The following is an 18,424-nucleotide window of genomic DNA, read 5'->3' on the forward strand; positions in this document are numbered from 1 at the left end:
ACCGCAAGGACGCAGGCAAGGAATACGGATGGCCACGCAGCTTTGGGTCGGTCTGGGCAATCCCGGTCCGCAGTATGTCTTCAACCGCCACAACGTCGGCTTCATGGTTGCCGACGCGATCGCCGAGATTCACGGCTTCGGCCCGGTCCAGAAGAAGTTCCAGGGCTGGCTGCAGGAAGGCCGCATCGGCAGCGACAAAGTGCTGCTGCTCAAGCCCGCCACTTTCATGAACGAGAGCGGCCGCTCGGTGAGCGAGGCGATGCGCTTCTACAAGCTGGACTTGTCCGCCCTCACCGTCTTCCATGACGAACTCGACCTCGCGCCGTTCAAGGTGAAGGTGAAGCAGGGCGGCGGCCATGCCGGGCACAACGGGCTGCGCTCGATCGACCAGCACCTCGGGGCGGAGTTCCGCCGCGTGCGGCTCGGCATAGGCCATCCTGGGCACAAGGACCGCGTCCACGGCTATGTGCTGGGCAACTACGCCAAGGCCGAGATGGACCCGCTGGCCGACATGCTGGGCGCGGTGGCGGCGGAAGCGGATCGGCTTGCGAACGGCGACGACGCCCGCTTCATGAACGACGTGGCGCTGCGCCAGCAGGACTGAAGGGTGTCGAGTTAGCTTACATATGGATCGCTTCACCCCTGCCTGATTCAATGAAATTGGCGGAAATTGGCGATTGGCACGGTGGTTGCGTATTGGCGGTCAACCAACACGGGTAACTGGGGTAAGACTACGATGATCCGCAAGACTCTGATCGCACTTACGATCACCGCCGGCGCAACCGTCGCCATGGCCTCGCCCGCGCAGGCGACCTATTCGAAGGGCAAGCATACGCACTCCTGCGATTGCGGCGACAAGACCGGCAGGAAGATGTGCGGCGGCAGCACCTCCACCAGCAGCTCGACTTCGGGCGGCACCACGACGACTTCGGGCGGCACGACCAGCACCTCGGGTGGCACGACGACTTCGGGCGGTTCGACCTCCGGCGGCACCACCTCGACCTCGGGCGGTTCGAGCGGTGGTTCCTCGGGCGGCACCGCGGTTCCGGAGCCGGGCATGCTGGGCATGCTGGGTGCAGGCCTGATCGGCCTGGCCTACGCGCGCCGCCGCAAGGCCCGCGCCTGATATTTCGGCACTGGTGCCCACCCCGCTGCGACTAAGGCCTTTGGCCTAAGTCTCGCTCCCCTCCCGCAAGCGGGAGGGGGTGGTGGCGGGTTCTACCTAATCTGGCAAAAAGGCCGTCGCCGGATCGCCCGGCGGCGGCCTTCGCCTTTTTCAGCTCGCGCGCGATCGCACGGTTGGCGGGATCGAGATCGGCGGCTTTCTCAAGCAGTCGCTGCGCCTCGCCGAGATCGCGCCCCACCACGACGCGCACCAGTCCGGCGACATAGAGATAGTCCGGATTGTCGCTGCCCAGCGCAACCGCCTTGTCGGCGGCGCGGATGGCGGCATCCCCCTCACCCAGCCCGCTTCGCGCGAATGCGAGGCGCTTGAGCACCTCCGGGTCCTCACCGCGCATCAGCAGTCTCTCGTAGATTCCCGCCGCCGTGGCCCAGCGCTGCCCGGCGATGGCGGATTCGCCTTGGCCGACCAAGGCCATCGTCTCCTTGAGCCGCGCCGGATCGAGCCGCGCCTGCAGCGCCGCCGCCTCGGGTGCGTCGACCGCACGGGCAGCCTGTTCGGCAGCTTCCAGCACCTGCGGCCCGGCCAGCGTCGATGCCGCGAGCGGCTGCAGCGTTGCCCATGCCCCCTGACCGTCGCCGGTCGCCAGCTGCGACTCACCCAGCATCAGCCGGGCATAGGGATTGCCCGGAAGCGCCAGCACCGCCCGCCTGAAGATCACCCGCGCCTGCTCCGCATGGCCCAGCTGCAGCAATGCCTCGCCATAGCGCATGCTCAGCGTGGACCCTGCCGCCAGTTCGGATTCGCGCGTCTGGAGCGTGGTGCGGATCTTCTCCCACTGCCCTTGTTCGGACAGCAGCTGGATTCGCATTACCTTCACCTCCGGGTCGTCAGGCGCCACTTCGGCAGCCTGATCGACCAGCTTCGATGCTTCGTCCAGCTTGCCCAAACCGTCGTAATGCTCGGCCAGCGCCAGCATCGGCGCCGCACGGTCGGGGAAAGCATCGATAGCTGTGCGATAGGCGCGCGCGGCATCCTCTTCGCGGCCCTGCGCCGATGCCAGATCGCCTGCCATCACCAGTGCCTCATATGATCGTGGCGCGATGCGCTGCATCTCTCCAAGCAGCGAAGCCGCGCGCGCCAGGTCACCGTTCTCCAGCAGATAGCGGGCGTAGGATTGCGCCAGCCGGATATCGCCCCCCGCTTTCATTCCCTTTTCGAAGGCATCGCGGGCGGCCTCTTCGTCTCCCAGCGCCAGCTGCGCCTCGGCGCGCACGCGCCATCCGTCCACCGAGGTCTCGTTGCCAAGCGTCGCCAGTGCCGCCTTTGCGTCACCACGCAGCAGGGCGACTTCGGCCTTCATTCGGGCCGTATCCTTGCCCCCTGCCCGTTCGAGCCGTCCGATCGCCCCTTCGGCCCCGTCCGGGTCGTCAAGCCGCAGCTGCGTCTCGGCCAGCAGCGTCAGCATCGCGGCGTCCGTGGGCCTGTCTTTCAGCGCGGAGGCCACTTCCACGCGCGCCCGCTGGTAGTTCCCGGCGGCGAAGTCCTCTCGTGCCTTGGCGTAAAGGGTTTCAGGACTGTCTCCGCAAGCCGCCAGGGCGACGAGGGCGACGAGCGGAAGGGCTAGGCGCATGGTGCTCTTCATGACGGCGGGCTTACGTGGAAGACCTGAAATTTCCGTCAACCGCCTGCAACCGCTCTCGCTCTGGCCAAGCGCCCCGCACCCGGCTATGGGCGCGCCTTAAACAGTTTTCGGAGTTTTCGATGGGTTTCCGTTGCGGAATCGTGGGTCTGCCCAATGTCGGCAAGTCGACCTTGTTCAATGCGCTGACCGAAACGCAGGCGGCGCAGGCGGCCAACTATCCGTTCTGCACGATCGAGCCCAACGTCGGGCAGGTCGGCGTGCCCGACCCGCGCCTCGATGCGCTGGCGGAAATCGCGGGTTCGGCCAAGATCATCCCGACGCAGTTGTCGTTCGTGGACATCGCCGGCCTCGTGCGCGGCGCGTCCAAGGGTGAAGGCCTCGGCAACCAGTTCCTCGGCAACATCCGCGAAGTCGACGCGATCATCCACGTCCTGCGCTGCTTCGAGAACGACGATATCCAGCACGTCGACAACAAGGTCGATCCCATCGCCGACGCGGACACCGTCGAGACCGAACTGCTGCTCTCCGACCTCGAAAGCCTGGAGAAGCGTGTGCCCGCTGCCCAGAAGAAGGCGACGCAGGGCGACAAGGAGGCTAAGATCGTGGCGTCCGTGCTCGGCCAGGCACTCGACCTGCTGCGCGACGGCAAGCCCGCCCGCCTGACGCAGCCCAAGGACGAGGACGAAGCGCGCGTCTTCGCGCAGGCGCAGCTGATCACCGCCAAGCCGGTACTCTACGTCTGCAACGTCGAGGAAGAAGCCGCCGCCGAGGGCAATGCCTTCTCCGCGCGGGTATTCGAGAAGGCCAAGGCCGAAGGCGCGAGCGCCGTCATCGTCTCGGCCGCGATCGAGGCGGAACTGACCGGCATGGACATGGAGGACCGCATGGTCTTCCTCGAGGAAATGGGCCTTGCCGAAGCCGGTCTCGCGCGCATCATCCGCGCCGGTTACGAACTGCTCGAACTGCTGACGTTCTTCACCGTCGGCCCCAAGGAAGCGCGCGCCTGGACCGTGCACAAGGGCGCCAAGGCCCCCGAGGCTGCGGGCACCATCCACTCCGACATGCAGCGCGGCTTCATCCGCGCCGAAACCATCGCTTATCCCGACTTCATCGCCTGCAAGGGCGAGGCGGGTGCCAAGGAAGCCGGCAAGTTCCGCCAGGAAGGCAAGGAATACGTCGTCGCCGACGGCGACGTGATGCACTTCCGCTTCAACGTCTGAGTAAACGCAGCATAACCGTCGTCCCGGACTTGATCCGGGACCGCTGGCGGTCTTCAGGCGCGACTTGTCAAGGATGCGCCCTGCGGCGATCCTTCAATTCCATCGTCGTCATTCCCGCGAAAGCGGGAACCCATCTCCTGACGGTTCGTGTTGCACCGGCATCAGATGGGTCCCCGCCTTCGCGGGGATGACGGTTCTATTTTAACGGCAACACTCCCCCTCCTCGAACGCCGCGATGATCGGGCATGGTCCGGTGTCGCTTCCGGCGCATTCCCGAGCCAGCTTGTGCAAGGCGTCCCGCGCCCGTTCGAGGCGGGCGATCTCCTCATCCAGATGCGCGATCCGCGCCTGCGCCATGGCCCGCGCCCGCGCGCGGTCGTCGCTGGCGTCGAGGCCGAGCAGTTCGGCGATCTCGTCGAGGATGAACCCCGCATCCTTCGCTGCCCTCACGAAACGCAGGCGCCGCACGTCCTCCTCGCCGTAATGCCGCTGGCCTTTCGCACCCCCGGTGCTGGCCGGGCGCGGGTCGTGGAGGAGGCCCTTGCGCTGATAGAAGCGCACGGTCTCGACACCGACGCCCCCGGCATGGGCGAGTTGGGAAATCGTCAGGGCCACGCTTGACTCCGTACTAGGGTACGGAAGTTATAAGCATGGCATGAGCGATCACCAAGCCCCCGCCAGAACCGCCGTGCTGTATCGCATGGTCATGGAAAAACACGTCTGCCCCTACGGCCTCAAGGCCCGCCACTTGCTGAAAAGCCGGGGCTATCGCGTCAAAGACCACTGGCTGACCAACCGCGACGAAGTTGACGCCTTCAAGGCAGAGCACGGCGTCGCCACCACCCCGCAGATCTTCATCGATGGCGAACGCATCGGCGGCCATTCCGACCTCAAGCGCTTCCTCGGGCTCGATGATCAGGCCAAGCGCATGAGCTATGCGCCGGTGCTCTGGGTGTTCGGAACCGCCGCGGCCGTCGCGCTTGCCGCCAGTTGGGCTTCTCTCGGCTCCCCGCTGACGGTCCATGCGGCGGAGTGGTTCGTGGCTATCACCATGATGCTGCTGGCGATGCTCAAGCTGCAGGACATCGAGACGTTCTCCTCGATGTTCCTGGGCTATGACCTGCTGGCGCGGCGATATGTGCCTTACGCCTATGCCTATCCGTTCCTGGAATGGTTCGCGGGCGCCTTCATGGCGGCGGGCGTGCTGAACTGGCTGTCGATCCCGGTGGCGCTGGTCATCGGCGGCGTCGGCGGGGCCTCGGTATTCTACGCGGTCTACGTCCAGAAGCGCGAGTTGAAATGCGCCTGCGTCGGCGGATCGGGCAGCGTGCCGCTAGGCTTCGTGTCGCTGATGGAGAACGTGTTCATGGTCGCCATGGCGCTGTGGATGCTGCTGAAACCGATGGCCATGGGGTGACTGTCCTCAGGTCCGGCAGCGCATGACGCCGTCGGCGCGGTAAGCCACGCGCTCCTGCGAATCGTGGACGATCAGGCGCGCAGGCCAGGTCTTCTGGTCGCTGGCGTTACCTGAATCAGGCAGGCGTACGATGTCCACCCAACTGGACAGCCCAACATATGTCGTGCGCGCACCGCCCAGCAGATCGGCGCTCTCGTCTTTCGCGGCGAAGCGCTTGAGGTCGGCTCCCACGCGCATGAAACCTTCACCGCTGGTGGCGATGAAGATCGGGCCACGCTTTCCGGCGTCCTCTTCTTCGACCACGTCCTTCTCGAAATTGCACCCGGGCTTGTCGAGCCCATAGCGGTCCATGTCGAGTTCGGTGATCGGGATCGGCACGATGGGCTTGAAGGGTTCCTTGCTCATGCGTTCGACCATGGCGACATCATGCGCGTTCTCGGCCGCCTCCTCGGCAGGGGTTTCCTTGCCGCAGCCTGCCAAGAGAGCGAGCCCCCACAATACCATCGCGTGTTTTCGCATCATTCCCGCCCGAAAAATTTCTCTATGTCGTTCTGGGCAGGTTCGACCAAGCCAACGGCAGAACCACGAGCCGAAATGCCTGATTTCCAATACCCATCATGATGACAACGCGGATTGCAGGCAGAAGCTCCGAAGTAGCTGATTTGGCGAGCAAGAAGCGCAGTGCGTTCGAGGGGAACCCCAACGCCCTAACGGACATCGCCTTCGTAAATGACGAATTTTGCGGCAGGATTCCGCACGCAATACAAGTTGAAGTCTTCTGCAGGTAAACGTCGCTCTTCAATTGTCGCTCCGAACGGGAGACAGAAGCTCTCACCACATGGACCAACAGACATGCCTGAACAGGCGACAAGAGAGCGAAAGGGTATGACTTTCGACCAGACGATCGCAATACGGAGGAATTGCAGCTACTTGGACTGCCCTCACCTCGAACCAACAAAAAGGGTGCCGGTTTTCCGGCGCCCTTCTCGTTCAGGCAGAAGCGAAAGCTCAGTTCGCTGCAGGAGCCGTCGCCGCAGCAGGCGACGCCTTGCTCTTGGCATAGGCCGACCACAGCTTGGCGACAGGCGCGCGGGTGCCGGTAACCTTGGCGAAGTTCGCTTCCGCATCGGCGTACTTGCCCTGCAGAGCCTGCGACATGCCGAGACGCAGCGCGACCTTGCTGGCATCGACGCCCGGCATCGCCGCGGCCTTGGCGTAAAGCGGCTCGGCCTTGGCGGCCTGATCGTAGCTCAGGAACACGTCTGCGGCACCGACCACGGTAGCAGCAGTCGCGCCCGGCTTGTTGGCGTCACGCTCAGCGGCGGGCAGCGAGGCTTTGTCCGCTGCGACGCGACCATCGGTGTTGGCCTTGTCCGGCACGTCTCCGGCGGTCAGCTTGCCCTTCGCGATGCCGTCAGCCATGACCTTGCTTGCTTCGCCCGGGAACGCGCGCGGATCGGCGTTCTCGAGGTATTCGAAGTAGTCGCGCTTGTCGTTCATCGAACCGGTGAGGAACATCAGGCGCATCAGGTCGAGGTTCTGGTCGCGCGGCAGCGAGGCCAACTGGCGCACCACCGAGATCGCGGTGTTCCAGGTGCCCGGGTAATACTGGCCGAGCATCGCCGCATATTCGGTCGACGGCGCGAGCTGCTTGGCGGTGTAGGTCTGCTGGAGGACCGAGCGCAGCGCGGTTTCCGAAGGCGCCTGGCCCTTGGCCTGCGCGGCGGCGACATCGTCCTTGGCCATCTGCAGGGCGGCCTCGGGGTTGTTGTTGCGCTTATAGGCATCGGCGAGGACCGCATCGAGCTGGCCCGACGAATCAACGAAGCCGCCGTCCTTGGCCGCCTTCAGGTACGTCGCAGCGCTGGCGTAGTCCTTGAGCTGGTAGGCGGTAATGCCCGCGTCGTAGTTGGTCTTGCCGACTTCCTCGGCGGGCAGCTTGCCGCTGCCGAGGAGCATCTTGTTGCCTTCCTGCTTGAGAGCGAGGTCCTGCGAGATGATGCCGAAGTTGCGCATCATCGAGCCGAGCGCGTTCTTGTCGTCGGGCGTGGTGGCGGTCGGCACAGCGGCCTGGAACGCGGCCTTGCCGTCACCGCCGACGGCGCCGTCGAAGGCAGCCTTGGCCTTGGCCATCGCCTCGGGCGTCTGCTGGCCGCCGAGCGCGGCGATCGCGGCTTCCATGGCCTTCTGCAGCGGCTGTGCGGCCTTCACGAATTCGGGGGAGAACTTGCCGCCTGCGGCTTCCTTCTCCTTCTTCGCAGCCATCGCGGGGGTGGCGACCGTAATCGCCAGACCGCTCGACAGCGCCACAGCAAGAGCGACACGGGAAACAAGGAACTTGCGAGCCATCAAGGCTACTCCTCTCAAGACAAACGATATCCTGCCCAGGCAGGATGAAAAAGGCCGAGAAGGTTTGGCGGGGAAAAAGACCCTTGGCAACCTCTCGCCGCAAATAGGTTTGCGCCACTGAACGCGCATTGAATGCAATTCGTCGCAGCCGTTCAGGTTCCCCGCACGCGCGCGTTCCTTATATGTGGAAAACGGCGCACATCGCCCTGCCCGACCCCCGGTTCCGGTGGCTTTCCCCCCGAGCATGGCCTAGTGCGGTCCATCATTCTCTTTCCGTAGCAAAAGCGATCCAACCCGCGTGAGCGACGACACCAACGATATCCAGCCCGTAGGCCCCGAGGGCGAATTCACCCGCATCGACATCGTCGACGAGATGAAGACGAGTTACCTCGACTACGCGATGAGCGTGATCGTCAGCCGCGCGCTGCCCGACGTGCGCGACGGCCTGAAGCCGGTGCACCGCCGCATCCTCTACGCCTCGCAGGAAGGCGGCTTCGTCGCCGGGCGCCCCTACCGCAAGTCGGCCAAGATCGTCGGCGACGTGATGGGCAACTACCACCCGCACGGCGACAGCGCGATCTACGACGCCCTTGCGCGCATGACGCAGGACTGGTCGATGCGCGTGCCGCTGATCGACGGTCAGGGCAACTTCGGCTCGATGGACCCCGATCCGCCGGCCTCGATGCGCTACACCGAGGCGCGCCTCGCTCGCGTCGCCAACTCGCTGCTCGACGATCTCGACAAGGACACCGTCGACTTCGCGGACAACTACGACGGTTCGCGTCAGGAGCCGACGGTGCTTCCGGCGCGCTTCCCGAACATCCTGGTCAATGGCGCCGGCGGCATCGCGGTCGGCATGGCGACCAACATCCCGCCGCACAACCTTGGCGAAGTGATCGACGGCTGCTTCGCGATGATGGACAATCCGGGGATCACCTCGGAGGAACTGTTCCAGATCATTCCCGGCCCCGATTTCCCCACCGCCCCGCTGATCCTGGGCCAGCACGGCGCCCGGCTCGCCGCCACCACCGGGCGCGGCTCGATCATCCAGCGCTGCCGCAGCCACGTCGAGGAAGGGCGCGGCAGCCGCAAGGATTCGCGCTCGATCGTCCTCACCTCGATCCCTTACCAGGTCGGCAAGTCCAATTTGGTCGAGAAGATCGCCGAGGCCGCCAAGGACAAGCGGATCGAGGGCGTCTCCGACATCCGCGACGAATCCAACCGCGAAGGCGTGCGCGTGGTCATCGACCTCAAGCGCGACGCCTCGCCGGAAGTCGTGCTCAACCAGTTGTGGCGCAGCACCCCGGCACAGTCGAATTTCGCCGCGAACATGCTGGCGATCCGCGGCGGCCGCCCCGAGATCATGGCCCTGCGCGACATCCTGCAGGCGTTCATCCAGTTCCGCGAGCAGGTCATCACCCGCCGCACCAAGTTCGAACTGAACAAGGCGCGCGACCGGGCGCACATCTTGCTCGGCCTCGTCGTCGCCGTGTCCAACATGGACGAGGTGGTGAAGATCATCCGCGGCGCCTCCAATCCGGCCGACGCCCGCGCCAAGCTGCTCGCCAAGGAATGGCCGATCGGCGACATCGCGCAGTACATCCGTCTGGTCGAGGCGATCGAGCCCGAGGCCGAAGCTGCCGACGGCATCTACCGCCTGTCCGAAGTGCAGGTGAAGGCGATCCTCGACCTGCGCCTGCACCGCCTCACGGCACTGGGCCGCGACGAGATCGGCGACGAGCTGAAGCAGCTCGCGATCGCCATCGAGGAATTCCTCGCCATCCTCGCCGACCGCGTGAAGCTCTACGCCGTCATGCGCGAGGAACTGCAGGCCGTGCGCGACGCCTACGCCACCCCGCGCCTGTCCGAGATCACCGCCGCCTTCGACGGCATCGATGACGAGGACCTGATCGAGCGCGAGGACATGGTCGTCACCGTGACCATGGACGGCTACATCAAGCGCACCGCCCTCTCCGCCTTCCGCGCCCAGAACCGCGGCGGCAAGGGCCGCGCCGGCATGGCCACGAAGGACGAGGATGCGGTGACGACGATGTTCGTCACTTCCACCCACAACCCGGTGCTGTTCTTCTCGACGGCGGGCAAAGTCTACCGCCTCAAGGTCTACAAGCTGCCCGAAGGCGGCCCGACCACGCGCGGACGCCCGATCGTCAACCTGCTGCCGGCGCTCGACAAGGACGAGACGATCCAGACCGTGCTCGCCCTGCCCGAGGATGAGACGGAGTGGAGCGCGCTGTCGGTCGTGTTCGCCACCGCCAAGGGCAACGTGCGCCGCAACTCGATGGATTCCTTCGCGAACATCCCCAGCAACGGCAAGTTCGCGATGCGCTTCGACGAAGGCAGCGACGACCGCCTGATCGGCGTGGCATTGCTGGAGGCCAGCGACGACGTGCTGCTCGCCACCCGCCAGGGCAAAGCGATCCGCTTCCCCGGCGACGATGTGCGCGAATTCACGAGCCGCACGTCCACCGGCGTGCGCGGCATGACGCTGAAGGGCGACGACGAGGTCATCTCGCTCTCGATCCTCCACCGCGTCGGCACCGATGCCGAAGACCGCGAGCAGTATTTGCGCTTCGCCCCGTGGAAGGGCGACAAGGAGGGCGAGTCCACCTTGTCCGCAGAGCGCATGGCCGAACTGGAAGAGCGCGAACAGTTCATCCTGACGGTCTGCGCCAACGGCTATGGCAAGCTGTCCTCGGCCTATGAATACCGCCGCACCGGTCGCGGTGGTCAGGGCATCACCAATATCGACAACATCGGCCGCAACGGTCCGGTCGTCGCCAGCTTCCCGGCCACCCGCGCCCAGCAGCTGATGCTGGTGACCGACCAGGCCAAGCTGATCCGCCTGCCGCTCGATTCGCTGCGCGTCATCGGTCGCGGTTCGGCGGGCGTACGCCTGTTCACCGTCTCGGCAAACGAACACGTCGTCAGCGCGGTGCGCCTCGACGAGGAACCGGAAGTCGTAACCCCGGCGGCCGACGGGGCCGCGCCGGAGGTTCCGGAAGCCGAAGCGTGAGCGATACGATCGCGTATAAAATCCTGACGGGCGAGCAGCTTGCGCGGCTGCTCGCCGACGGGACTTTCACCGGGGCGCCGGTCGATCTGGCGGATGGTTACATCCACATGTCCACCGCCGATCAGGCGCAAGGCACGCTGGACAAGCACTTCGCCGGACAGGAAGACCTGCATGTCGCCGCCGTCGATCTGACCGCGCTGGGCGACACGGTGAAATGGGAAGTCTCGCGCGGCGGAGCGCTGTTCCCGCACATCTATGCCGACCTGCCGCTGTCGGCGGTGATCGCGCACGGCCCGGCCTTGCGCGACGCGGACGGAGCGCTGCAGCTTCCACGCTGATTGATCGATTGATCGTCATCCCGGCCTGCGCCGGGATGACGACGTTGCTTGAGCATCATCTTGACATTTATAACCACATAGGTTATATGCCCCAGCATCCGGAGCGGTGCAGATCACATCGTCCCGGTGTATCGGGTCGGCGTCGTGGGCCGGGATGCGGCTTCAGCCGCGATCGCGCAAACCACGCGTCCGTTCGAAGACCCGAAGTGCCCCCGAGCTACTGGAAAAGCCGTCCATACGTTCCTGCGACTTGACGCAGGACTTGGGACGACCATCCCGGATAGCCATCGGCTGATAACGCTGCGAGCCCTAACAGACGGCCACATGGGACACTTCGATGGAATGCAGGTCGAGCCGGGCTGACCACCGCTACCCGGCCGCTCGCCAGAGCAGGTGGAAAACAAACCCCCGCGTCCCTGCTTGGACGCTCCCGGCGCCGACCCGATGTTCACTCTCGGATGCGTTGATTTCCCCCGGCGTTAGGCCCGCACTCGCCAGCGGGCATTGTCGTATGACCTCGTCATTGCGAGCACAGCGCGCGCCGCAGGGGCTTCGACAAGCTCAGCCCGAGCGGGTTGAGAACAGGTCTTTAGTTCCGTCGAAGCGCCCTCCCCGCCGCCGTCAGAACTCCTCTCCGCGCATGCGCAGTTCTCCGGTCACCCCGGTCGCCAGCACCAGGTTGCCGATGTAGAACAACGGCCAGGCCACCATCGCCAGCAGTGCGCTGCCGCCAGAGGCCGCGATCTCCAGCACCACCCCCGCCACGATCGGCGCCGCGCCCAGACCCACGCGCGAGCGGGCGAACGTGCTGATCCACGCCGAAGCCGCCATGCCGCCCAAGGCCAGGCCAAGAAACAGCGGCACGCCTACGCCCGCACGGTCCGCCGCGAAGAAGCACAGCAGCGGCGTCCCCAGCGTCAGCGCCAGCGCCGCCACCTTGCGCCCGCCGTCCATCACCGCACGGCGGTGCATCAGGAACAGCGAAAGGCCGATCAGGAAGGCGATCAGCATTGCGTTCAGCCCGATCACCGGCACGTCGTACCACAGCGCCGAGCCGACCGCCTCCAGCGCCAGCATCCCCGCCAGCGAGCGCGTGTCGGTCCCCCGATGCCGCAGTACCGCATAGACCGCCAGCAAAGCCAGCGGCGCGCCCTTCAGCACGATCAGGTAAAGCCCAGGCAGGGTGCTCCCGCGCAGCCATACCCATGCCACGGCGAGGACGATGCTCGCCAGCAGCCAGGGACGGCGTTCGATCAGGGCGCGGTGCGGCATTCATCCTCCTGAGGTTGCCGCATTGCCATGACAGATGCCGCAGGGCTTTTCCATCGCTGCGATAGGGTCTAGGCGGCCAGCATGACCCATCAGATCCACATCATCGGCGGCGGCCTCGCCGGCAGCGAAGCCGCATGGCAGCTCGGCCGCCGGGGCTTCAAGGTGCGCCTCTCGGAAATGCGCGGGACCGGGGAACGCAGCCCGGCCCATCAGGGCGACGGCCTCGCCGAACTGGTCTGCTCGAACTCGTTCCGTTCCGACGATCACGAGAAGAACGCAGTGGGCCTGCTCCATCACGAAATGCGCCAGTGCGATTCGCTCATCATGGACGCCGCCGCCAAGGCCGAAGTGCCCGCAGGGTCAGCGCTGGCCGTGGACCGCGAGATCTTCTCCGCCGAAGTCGAGGCGCGCCTTGCCGCCCTGCCAAACGTCGAGATCGTGCGCGAACGCATCGACGCCCTGCCCGCCGATGCGCCGGTGATCGTCGCCACCGGCCCGCTGACCGCCGAAGCGCTGGCCGGCTCGATCGGCAAGGCGACCGGCGCCGACAGCCTCGCGTTCTTCGACGCCATCGCCCCCATCGTCTACCGCGACACCATCGACATGGACGTGTGCTGGATGGCCTCGCGCTGGGACAAGGGCGAGACGAAGGACTACATCAACTGCCCGATGACCAAGGACCAGTATCTGGCATTCCACGCCGGTCTGGTCGCCGGAGAGAAGACCGCATTCAAGGAGTGGGAGGAGAACACCCCCTACTTCGACGGCTGCATGCCGATCGAGGTGATGGCCGAACGCGGCATCGATACTCTGCGCTTCGGCCCGATGAAGCCGGTCGGCCTCGACAACCCGCACTGGGCTACGCCCGAGCACCCGAACGGCCGCTGGGCCTATGCGGTGGTCCAACTGCGGCAGGACAACAACCTCGGCACGATCTGGAACATGGTCGGCTTCCAGACCAAGCTCAAGCACGCCGAGCAGGTGCGCCTGTTCCGCACCATCCCCGGCCTCGAAAACGCCGAGTTCGCCCGGCTCGGCGGCCTGCATCGCAACACCTTCCTCAATTCGCCGGTGCTGCTGGACCGCACCCTGCGCCTGAAGACCGCGCCGAATGTGCGCTTTGCCGGGCAGATCACCGGCTGCGAAGGCTATGTAGAGAGCGCCGCGGTCGGCCTGATGGCGGGCCTGATGGCCTCGGCTGAGCTGGCGGGCCGCGAATGGCAGGCCCCGCCGCGCACAACTGCGATGGGCGCCCTGCTCTCGCACATCACCGGCGATGCCGAGGCCGAGACGTATCAGCCGATGAACGTCAACTTTGGCCTGTTCCCGCCGCTGCACGACGTGAAGAAGAAGCAGCGCAAGGAAGCCTACACCGAACGCGCCAAGGCCGAAATCGTGCCGTGGCTGGAAAGCATGGCGGTCTGACGCTAGCGTGGCCCACCCCTGCCCCCTCCCGCAAGCGGGAGGGGAATGAGAGGCCTGCGCTTACCCCCTCCCGTTTACGGGAGGGGCAGCGAGACTTGCGAGCGTAGCGAGTTAGTCCCAGCGGGGTGGGCACCACCCTACCGCAAAAATCAACACGAACATTTCGGCTTCGGCTTCGGCTTGGGCGGCGGCGCCGTCTTGCGGAATTCGGCGGGCGTGAGATAGCCGTCGCGGTCCCCGTCCGCCCCGTCGAACTTGTCGACGGTTGCCACGGCCCATTCCTCGAACGTCAGCAGATTGTTGCCGTCCTTGTCGAGCTTGCGGAAAATGTCAGAACGCGTCGATAGCATCTCGTTGCGGGAAATCCGTCCGTCACGGTCGCGATCGTAGCGTCCGAAGCGGCGCTGCTCACGGCTGAGTTCGGTCGCCTCGGGAAGTTCGGGGCCGACCATGTCGCCCACATCGGCGCTCGGCAGCGGGGCAGGCTCCGTCGCCATCGGCGCGGCAGCAGGCGCGGCAGCCTCGACTTCGGCGTGTCCCTGCCACCAGAACAGGCCGATGCCCAGGAGTACGAAAACGGCGAGGCCGCCGAGCAGAAAGCGATTCATTGCGCGGTATCCATGACCCCGCGATCCTAGAACCACCCGGCGCGCGAGCGGAAATTACAACGCTGCAATCAGAAGCCCAGCAGCCCGAGCCGCATCGCCTTGAGCATGGCAGCGGGCGAAGTCGCGCCGGATTCGTCACCCTTGGCGAGACGCCGCGCGGCTAGGCCATGCAGCACCATCAGCGGCCGCAACGCGCGGGAGACCCGAACGCCGCTGCTCGCCCGTGCAAGTTCGCGCGCGGTCTCACGCTCGCTGGCATGGCCGAGCCGCATCGCCAGATCGTTGAGTGCCCAGGCGCGGCCCAGCTTCAGCGCGGCCTCGCGCTCCTGGCTCCGGCCGAGAGCGTCGGCCAGCGCGGCGAACGCCTCGCCCCTGCCCTGCGCCATGGTCTCGAGCGCTTCGGCTGAAAGCGGCGCGGGCCCGGTCATGGCTTCCCAACCATCGACGAGCGCGGCGAGACCGCCGTGATGGCCGTTCCAGCTTTTCAGCAGCGCCAGCAGCGGCTCGCCATTGGGCCACTGCTCGACGGACTGGCCGAGCGATTCGCGCCACCATGCCAGACGCAGCTGCGCCATCATCGGCTCGCGCGAATGCCGCAGCAGATGGGCAAGGCGCGCATCGAGCGCCAGCAGCGCAAGCGTCTGCCCACGCGCGGACTTCGGCGCATAGACCAGCGCCAGGCGCGACACGGTGGGCAGCGACTGCAAGAGGATATCCTCGTTGGAGGCGGAAATCGTGGGAGTTGGGGAGTCGGTCACCCGGTTTCCCTAGTCGGTGCCGGAGCGCGGCGAAACCCCAAACGCGACACGGGCGACGGTGCCGAAACACCGCCGCCCCCGCATCATCCCAAGCCCCGAAGGGCCGCGAGATTACTTGTAGGTGACCTTCTTCACCGCCGCGACGATGCGGTCGGCGTCGATGATCGCCAGCTTTTCGAGGTTCGCGGCGTAAGGCAGCGGCACATCCTCGTTGCACACGCGCACGACCGGCGCGTCGAGGTTGTCGAAGCCGTCTTCCATGCAGATCGCGATGATTTCCGAGGCGATCGAGCAGACCGGGAAACCTTCCTCGGCCACGACCATGCGGTTGGTCTTGGCGAGGCTGGCGAGCACCGTTTCCTTGTCGAGCGGGCGCAGGGTGCGAAGATCGATGACTTCGGCGTCGATGCCTTCTTCGGCCAGACGCTCGGCCGCCTCGAGAGCGAGGCCGACGCCGATCGAGTAGGACACAATCGTCACATCCTTGCCTTCGCGCATGATCCGCGCCTTGCCGATCGGCAGGACGTGGTCGTCCAGCTCGGGCAGTTCGAAGGAACGGCCGTAGACCAGCTCATTCTCGAGGAACACGACCGGGTCTTCCGAACGGATCGCCGCCTTGAGCAGGCCCTTGGCGTCCGAGGCGTCGTAAGGCGCGATGACGACGAGGCCGGGGACGTTGGCGTACCACGGACCGTAGTTCTGCGAGTGCTGCGCACCCACGCGCGAGGCCGCGCCGTTGGGACCACGGAACACGATCGGGCAGCGCATCTGGCCGCCGGACATGTAGTTGGTCTTGGCGGCCGAGTTGATGATGTGGTCGATCGCCTGCATGGCGAAGTTGAACGTCATGAACTCAATGACCGGACGCAAACCGCCCATCGCCGCGCCGGTGCCGATGCCGGCGAAGCCGTATTCGGTGATCGGCGTGTCGATGACGCGGGTGGGACCGAACTCTTCGAGCAGGCCCTGAGTCACCTTGTAGGCGCCCTGGTACTCGGCGACCTCCTCGCCCATCACGAAGACGCGGCTGTCGCGGCGCATTTCCTCGGCCATCGCGTCGCGCAAGGCGTCGCGGACGGTCGAGGTCTTCATGTTGGTGCCGTGGGGCAGCTGCGGGTCGCGTGCGGTCTTGAGGTCGCTGGCGAGATTGGCGGTGCCGCTCTCGGCCGGCTTCTTCTCTTCCGACTTCGGAGCTTCCTCGGCCTTTTCGGCAGCCTTGGGCGCTTCGACGGCGGAGGCATCCTCGCCTTCACCGGCCAGCATCGCGATCACGGTGCCGACCTTCACGCCCTCGGTGCCTTCGGCGACGAGGATCTTGCCGACGGTGCCTTCGTCGATGGATTCGAATTCCATCGTCGCCTTGTCGGTCTCGATTTCAGCAAGGATGGTGCCCGAGGAAACCTCGTCGCCTTCCTTGACCAGCCACTTGGCCAGCTTGCCCTCTTCCATCGTCGGGGAGAGAGCGGGCATCTTCAGTTCGATCGCCATCTCAGTAGCTCTCCACCAGGACGTCGGTATACAGTTCGGGGGCGCTGGGCTCCGGCGAGTTCTCGGCGAAGTCGGCGGACTGGGCGACCTGCGCACGGATGCGCTTGTCGACTTCCTTGAGGCTTTCCTCGGTCACGCCCATGGCCAGCAGTTCGGTCTTGGCGTGGTCGATCGGGTCGCGCTTTTCGCGCACGCCCTGGACTTCCTCGCGACTGCGGTACTTCGCAGGGTCCGACATCGAGTGGCCGCGATAGCGGTACGTGTTCAGTTCCATGAGAACCGGACCGTTGCCTGCACGCACGTACTCCAGCGCGATCTCGGCCGACTTGCGGACTTCGAGAACGTCCATGCCGTCCACCGACATGCCGGGGATGCGGAACGCGGTGCCGCGGCGGTGGAAGTGCGTCTCGGCCGAGCCGCGCTTCACGGCGGTACCCATGGCGTAGCCGTTGTTCTCGATCACGAAGATGATCGGGAGCTTCCAGAGAGCCGCCATGTTGAAGCTCTCATAGACCTGGCCCTGGTTGGCCGCGCCGTCGCCGAAGTAGGCCATCGCGACGCCGCCGTCTTCACGGTACTTGTGCGCGAACGCCAGACCCGCGCCGAGCGAGACCTGCGCGCCGACGATGCCGTGGCCGCCGTAGAAGCGATGCTCCACGGAGAACATGTGCATCGAGCCGCCCTTGCCCTTCGAGATACCGGCTTCGCGGCCGGTCAGCTCGGCCATGATGACCTTGGGATCGATGCCGTAGGCGAGCATGTGGCCATGGTCGCGGTAACCGGTGATCACCGAGTCCTTGTCGTTGTCGAGCGCGGACTGCAGGCCCACGGCGACAGCTTCCTGGCCGATGTAGAGGTGGCAGAAGCCGCCGATCAGGCCGAGGCCATAAAGCTGGCCGGCCTTTTCCTCGAAGCGGCGGATGAGCAGCATCTGCTCATAGAAATGCAGGAGCTCTTCCTTGGAAGGCTTGTAGCGCTTGTCCGCGTCCAGGGCTTGCTGGAGGCTGTGGAGCGCGAAATCCTCTTCTACGGCAGCGGTTTCTACTGCCGGGGTCTTTGCTTTGGGCAACGGGTGCTCCCCATCGTTGGTGCGATCGTTTCAGTGAGGGCGGTATAGGAAGGACGCAGCCAAAGCGAAAGCGCGCAGGCTCGAAAACGGGCTCCGAACGTGGACTTTTTTGCAACGAGGTTTGCAAAAAACGGCATTGCGACATCTCTCCAACGAGAGGCAACGCGCGAGACCTCAGGGGAGTTGCATCACCATTTCGTCGGGACGCGCGACGTTCAGGTTGCTGCGGACCAGTTCGCCCGCGAGGTCGGGATCCATCTTCTTGGGATCGAGCAGTGCGACGCGGTTCTTGAGATGATCGCGATCGACCTTGAGATCGACCAGTTGCTTCTCGCGCTGATCGAGCAGGCGCTGGTTCTCACCCCAGGCAAGCAAGCCGCTGGGTCCGGCGACGCACCAGAGACCCATGAGCAACAGCAGCGCGAGGGCAAGGCCCTTCACGAGACGTTCTCTGGCTATGTTGGTGTCCTGTCGCACGGTCCGCATATGTCGCTTGAATCACATGTGATTCGGGGTTGCAAGCCCAAACTCTAAAGGATTCCTGCCGTTTGCGACAGGTGGAGGAGAAGTGCTGGAAACATGCGGGCAAAGTTTTCGTGTTGATAAGTTTCGCAAGGCGTCAAGTGTTAACTAGACGACGTTAAGAGCGCCTAACGGACGCAGGGGTTTACCACCCCT

17 protein-coding genes are annotated in these 18,424 nt (G+C 65.3%); 7 read left to right on the top strand and 10 right to left on the bottom strand.

What is annotated here, in order from left to right; all coding sequences use genetic code 11:
• Positions 1-28 precede the first annotated feature (28 nt).
• A complete protein-coding gene (gene pth / locus PKE80_RS16080; protein WP_271183362.1) occupies positions 29-604 on the top strand; it encodes an aminoacyl-tRNA hydrolase in 576 nt (191 codons plus the stop codon).
• A gap of 132 nt (positions 605-736) precedes the next feature.
• On the top strand, positions 737-1,126 hold the full coding sequence (locus tag PKE80_RS16085; RefSeq protein WP_271183363.1) for a PEP-CTERM sorting domain-containing protein: 390 nt from the start codon (positions 737-739) through the stop codon (positions 1,124-1,126).
• A 31-nt stretch (positions 1,127-1,157) separates the two neighbouring features.
• On the opposite strand, the gene PKE80_RS16090 is transcribed toward PKE80_RS16085, so the two are convergent.
• Positions 1,158-2,768, bottom strand: a complete 1,611-nt coding sequence (locus PKE80_RS16090) for a tetratricopeptide repeat protein (RefSeq protein ID WP_271183364.1) — start codon at positions 2,766-2,768, stop codon at positions 1,158-1,160.
• 119 nt (positions 2,769-2,887) lie between these two features.
• On the opposite strand from PKE80_RS16090, the gene ychF reads away from it, so the two are divergent.
• Positions 2,888-3,988, top strand: a complete 1,101-nt coding sequence (ychF, locus tag PKE80_RS16095) for a redox-regulated ATPase YchF (protein ID WP_036523078.1) — start codon at positions 2,888-2,890, stop codon at positions 3,986-3,988.
• A 201-nt stretch (positions 3,989-4,189) separates the two neighbouring features.
• Here the strand turns inward: ychF and PKE80_RS16100 are convergent, their stop codons facing one another.
• Positions 4,190-4,603, bottom strand: a complete 414-nt coding sequence (locus PKE80_RS16100) for a MerR family transcriptional regulator (RefSeq protein ID WP_271183365.1) — start codon at positions 4,601-4,603, stop codon at positions 4,190-4,192.
• Between the two features lie 40 nt (positions 4,604-4,643).
• Between PKE80_RS16100 and PKE80_RS16105 the strand changes: the two genes are divergently transcribed.
• On the top strand, positions 4,644-5,405 hold the full coding sequence (locus PKE80_RS16105) for a MauE/DoxX family redox-associated membrane protein (protein ID WP_271183366.1): 762 nt from the start codon (positions 4,644-4,646) through the stop codon (positions 5,403-5,405).
• A gap of 6 nt (positions 5,406-5,411) precedes the next feature.
• On the opposite strand, the gene PKE80_RS16110 is transcribed toward PKE80_RS16105, so the two are convergent.
• Together PKE80_RS16110 and PKE80_RS16115 are read right to left on the bottom strand one after the other, a co-directional pair.
• Positions 5,412-5,924 (bottom strand): hypothetical protein, encoded by a 513-nt coding sequence (locus tag PKE80_RS16110; protein WP_271183367.1) that lies wholly within the window; start codon positions 5,922-5,924, stop codon positions 5,412-5,414.
• A 489-nt stretch (positions 5,925-6,413) separates the two neighbouring features.
• On the bottom strand, positions 6,414-7,754 hold the full coding sequence (locus tag PKE80_RS16115) for a hypothetical protein (protein WP_271183368.1): 1,341 nt from the start codon (positions 7,752-7,754) through the stop codon (positions 6,414-6,416).
• Between the two features lie 298 nt (positions 7,755-8,052).
• On the opposite strand from PKE80_RS16115, the gene gyrA reads away from it, so the two are divergent.
• Positions 8,053-10,788, top strand: coding sequence for a DNA gyrase subunit A (gene gyrA / locus PKE80_RS16120; RefSeq protein ID WP_271183369.1), 2,736 nt, complete (start codon positions 8,053-8,055; stop codon positions 10,786-10,788).
• Complete coding sequence (locus PKE80_RS16125) at positions 10,785-11,126, top strand: DUF952 domain-containing protein (protein ID WP_271183370.1); 342 nt, start codon at positions 10,785-10,787, stop codon at positions 11,124-11,126. The genes gyrA and PKE80_RS16125 overlap by 4 nt, the downstream gene beginning before the upstream one ends.
• Before the next feature lie 621 nt (positions 11,127-11,747).
• Here PKE80_RS16125 and PKE80_RS16130 read toward each other — a convergent pair.
• Complete coding sequence (locus tag PKE80_RS16130; protein WP_271183371.1) at positions 11,748-12,398, bottom strand: hypothetical protein; 651 nt, start codon at positions 12,396-12,398, stop codon at positions 11,748-11,750.
• Positions 12,399-12,479: 81 nt separating this feature from the next.
• On the opposite strand from PKE80_RS16130, the gene trmFO reads away from it, so the two are divergent.
• The gene (gene trmFO / locus PKE80_RS16135; protein WP_271183372.1) at positions 12,480-13,823 is read left to right on the top strand and encodes a methylenetetrahydrofolate--tRNA-(uracil(54)-C(5))-methyltransferase (FADH(2)-oxidizing) TrmFO; all 1,344 of its coding nucleotides are present in this window, start codon (positions 12,480-12,482) and stop codon (positions 13,821-13,823) included.
• A 149-nt stretch (positions 13,824-13,972) separates the two neighbouring features.
• Here trmFO and PKE80_RS16140 read toward each other — a convergent pair whose 3' ends face one another.
• The 5 genes from PKE80_RS16140 to PKE80_RS16160 all read right to left on the bottom strand — a co-directional run bounded on the left by PKE80_RS16140 (position 13,973) and on the right by PKE80_RS16160 (position 18,232).
• Positions 13,973-14,431, bottom strand: a complete 459-nt coding sequence (locus PKE80_RS16140; protein ID WP_271183373.1) for an EF-hand domain-containing protein — start codon at positions 14,429-14,431, stop codon at positions 13,973-13,975.
• A 68-nt stretch (positions 14,432-14,499) separates the two neighbouring features.
• Positions 14,500-15,189, bottom strand: coding sequence for a hypothetical protein (locus PKE80_RS16145; RefSeq protein ID WP_271183374.1), 690 nt, complete (start codon positions 15,187-15,189; stop codon positions 14,500-14,502).
• 111 nt (positions 15,190-15,300) lie between these two features.
• Positions 15,301-16,677, bottom strand: coding sequence for a pyruvate dehydrogenase complex E1 component subunit beta (locus PKE80_RS16150; protein WP_271183375.1), 1,377 nt, complete (start codon positions 16,675-16,677; stop codon positions 15,301-15,303).
• 1 nt (position 16,678) lies between these two features.
• Complete coding sequence (pdhA, locus tag PKE80_RS16155; protein ID WP_271183376.1) at positions 16,679-17,746, bottom strand: pyruvate dehydrogenase (acetyl-transferring) E1 component subunit alpha; 1,068 nt, start codon at positions 17,744-17,746, stop codon at positions 16,679-16,681.
• A gap of 174 nt (positions 17,747-17,920) precedes the next feature.
• A complete protein-coding gene (locus PKE80_RS16160; RefSeq protein WP_271183377.1) occupies positions 17,921-18,232 on the bottom strand; it encodes an FtsB family cell division protein in 312 nt (103 codons plus the stop codon).
• Positions 18,233-18,424: the final 192 nt, after the last annotated feature.

The organism is Novosphingobium resinovorum (assembly GCF_027922145.1).
Lineage (GTDB): Bacteria > Pseudomonadota > Alphaproteobacteria > Sphingomonadales > Sphingomonadaceae > Novosphingobium > Novosphingobium resinovorum.

What these genes read in the sequence shown, in the direction of transcription:
- pth (WP_271183362.1), top strand. Translation starts at nt 29, where the DNA reads ATGGCCACGCAGCTTTGGGTCGGTCTGGGCAATCCCGGTCCGCAGTAT.
- PKE80_RS16085 (WP_271183363.1), top strand. Translation starts at nt 737, where the DNA reads ATGATCCGCAAGACTCTGATCGCACTTACGATCACCGCCGGCGCAACC.
- PKE80_RS16090 (WP_271183364.1), bottom strand. Translation starts at nt 2,768, where the DNA reads ATGAAGAGCACCATGCGCCTAGCCCTTCCGCTCGTCGCCCTCGTCGCC.
- ychF (WP_036523078.1), top strand. Translation starts at nt 2,888, where the DNA reads ATGGGTTTCCGTTGCGGAATCGTGGGTCTGCCCAATGTCGGCAAGTCG.
- PKE80_RS16105 (WP_271183366.1), top strand. Translation starts at nt 4,644, where the DNA reads ATGAGCGATCACCAAGCCCCCGCCAGAACCGCCGTGCTGTATCGCATG.
- PKE80_RS16110 (WP_271183367.1), bottom strand. Translation starts at nt 5,924, where the DNA reads ATGCGAAAACACGCGATGGTATTGTGGGGGCTCGCTCTCTTGGCAGGC.
- PKE80_RS16115 (WP_271183368.1), bottom strand. Translation starts at nt 7,754, where the DNA reads ATGGCTCGCAAGTTCCTTGTTTCCCGTGTCGCTCTTGCTGTGGCGCTG.
- PKE80_RS16130 (WP_271183371.1), bottom strand. Translation starts at nt 12,398, where the DNA reads ATGCCGCACCGCGCCCTGATCGAACGCCGTCCCTGGCTGCTGGCGAGC.
- trmFO (WP_271183372.1), top strand. Translation starts at nt 12,480, where the DNA reads ATGACCCATCAGATCCACATCATCGGCGGCGGCCTCGCCGGCAGCGAA.
- PKE80_RS16140 (WP_271183373.1), bottom strand. Translation starts at nt 14,431, where the DNA reads ATGAATCGCTTTCTGCTCGGCGGCCTCGCCGTTTTCGTACTCCTGGGC.
- PKE80_RS16150 (WP_271183375.1), bottom strand. Translation starts at nt 16,677, where the DNA reads ATGGCGATCGAACTGAAGATGCCCGCTCTCTCCCCGACGATGGAAGAG.
- PKE80_RS16160 (WP_271183377.1), bottom strand. Translation starts at nt 18,232, where the DNA reads ATGCGGACCGTGCGACAGGACACCAACATAGCCAGAGAACGTCTCGTG.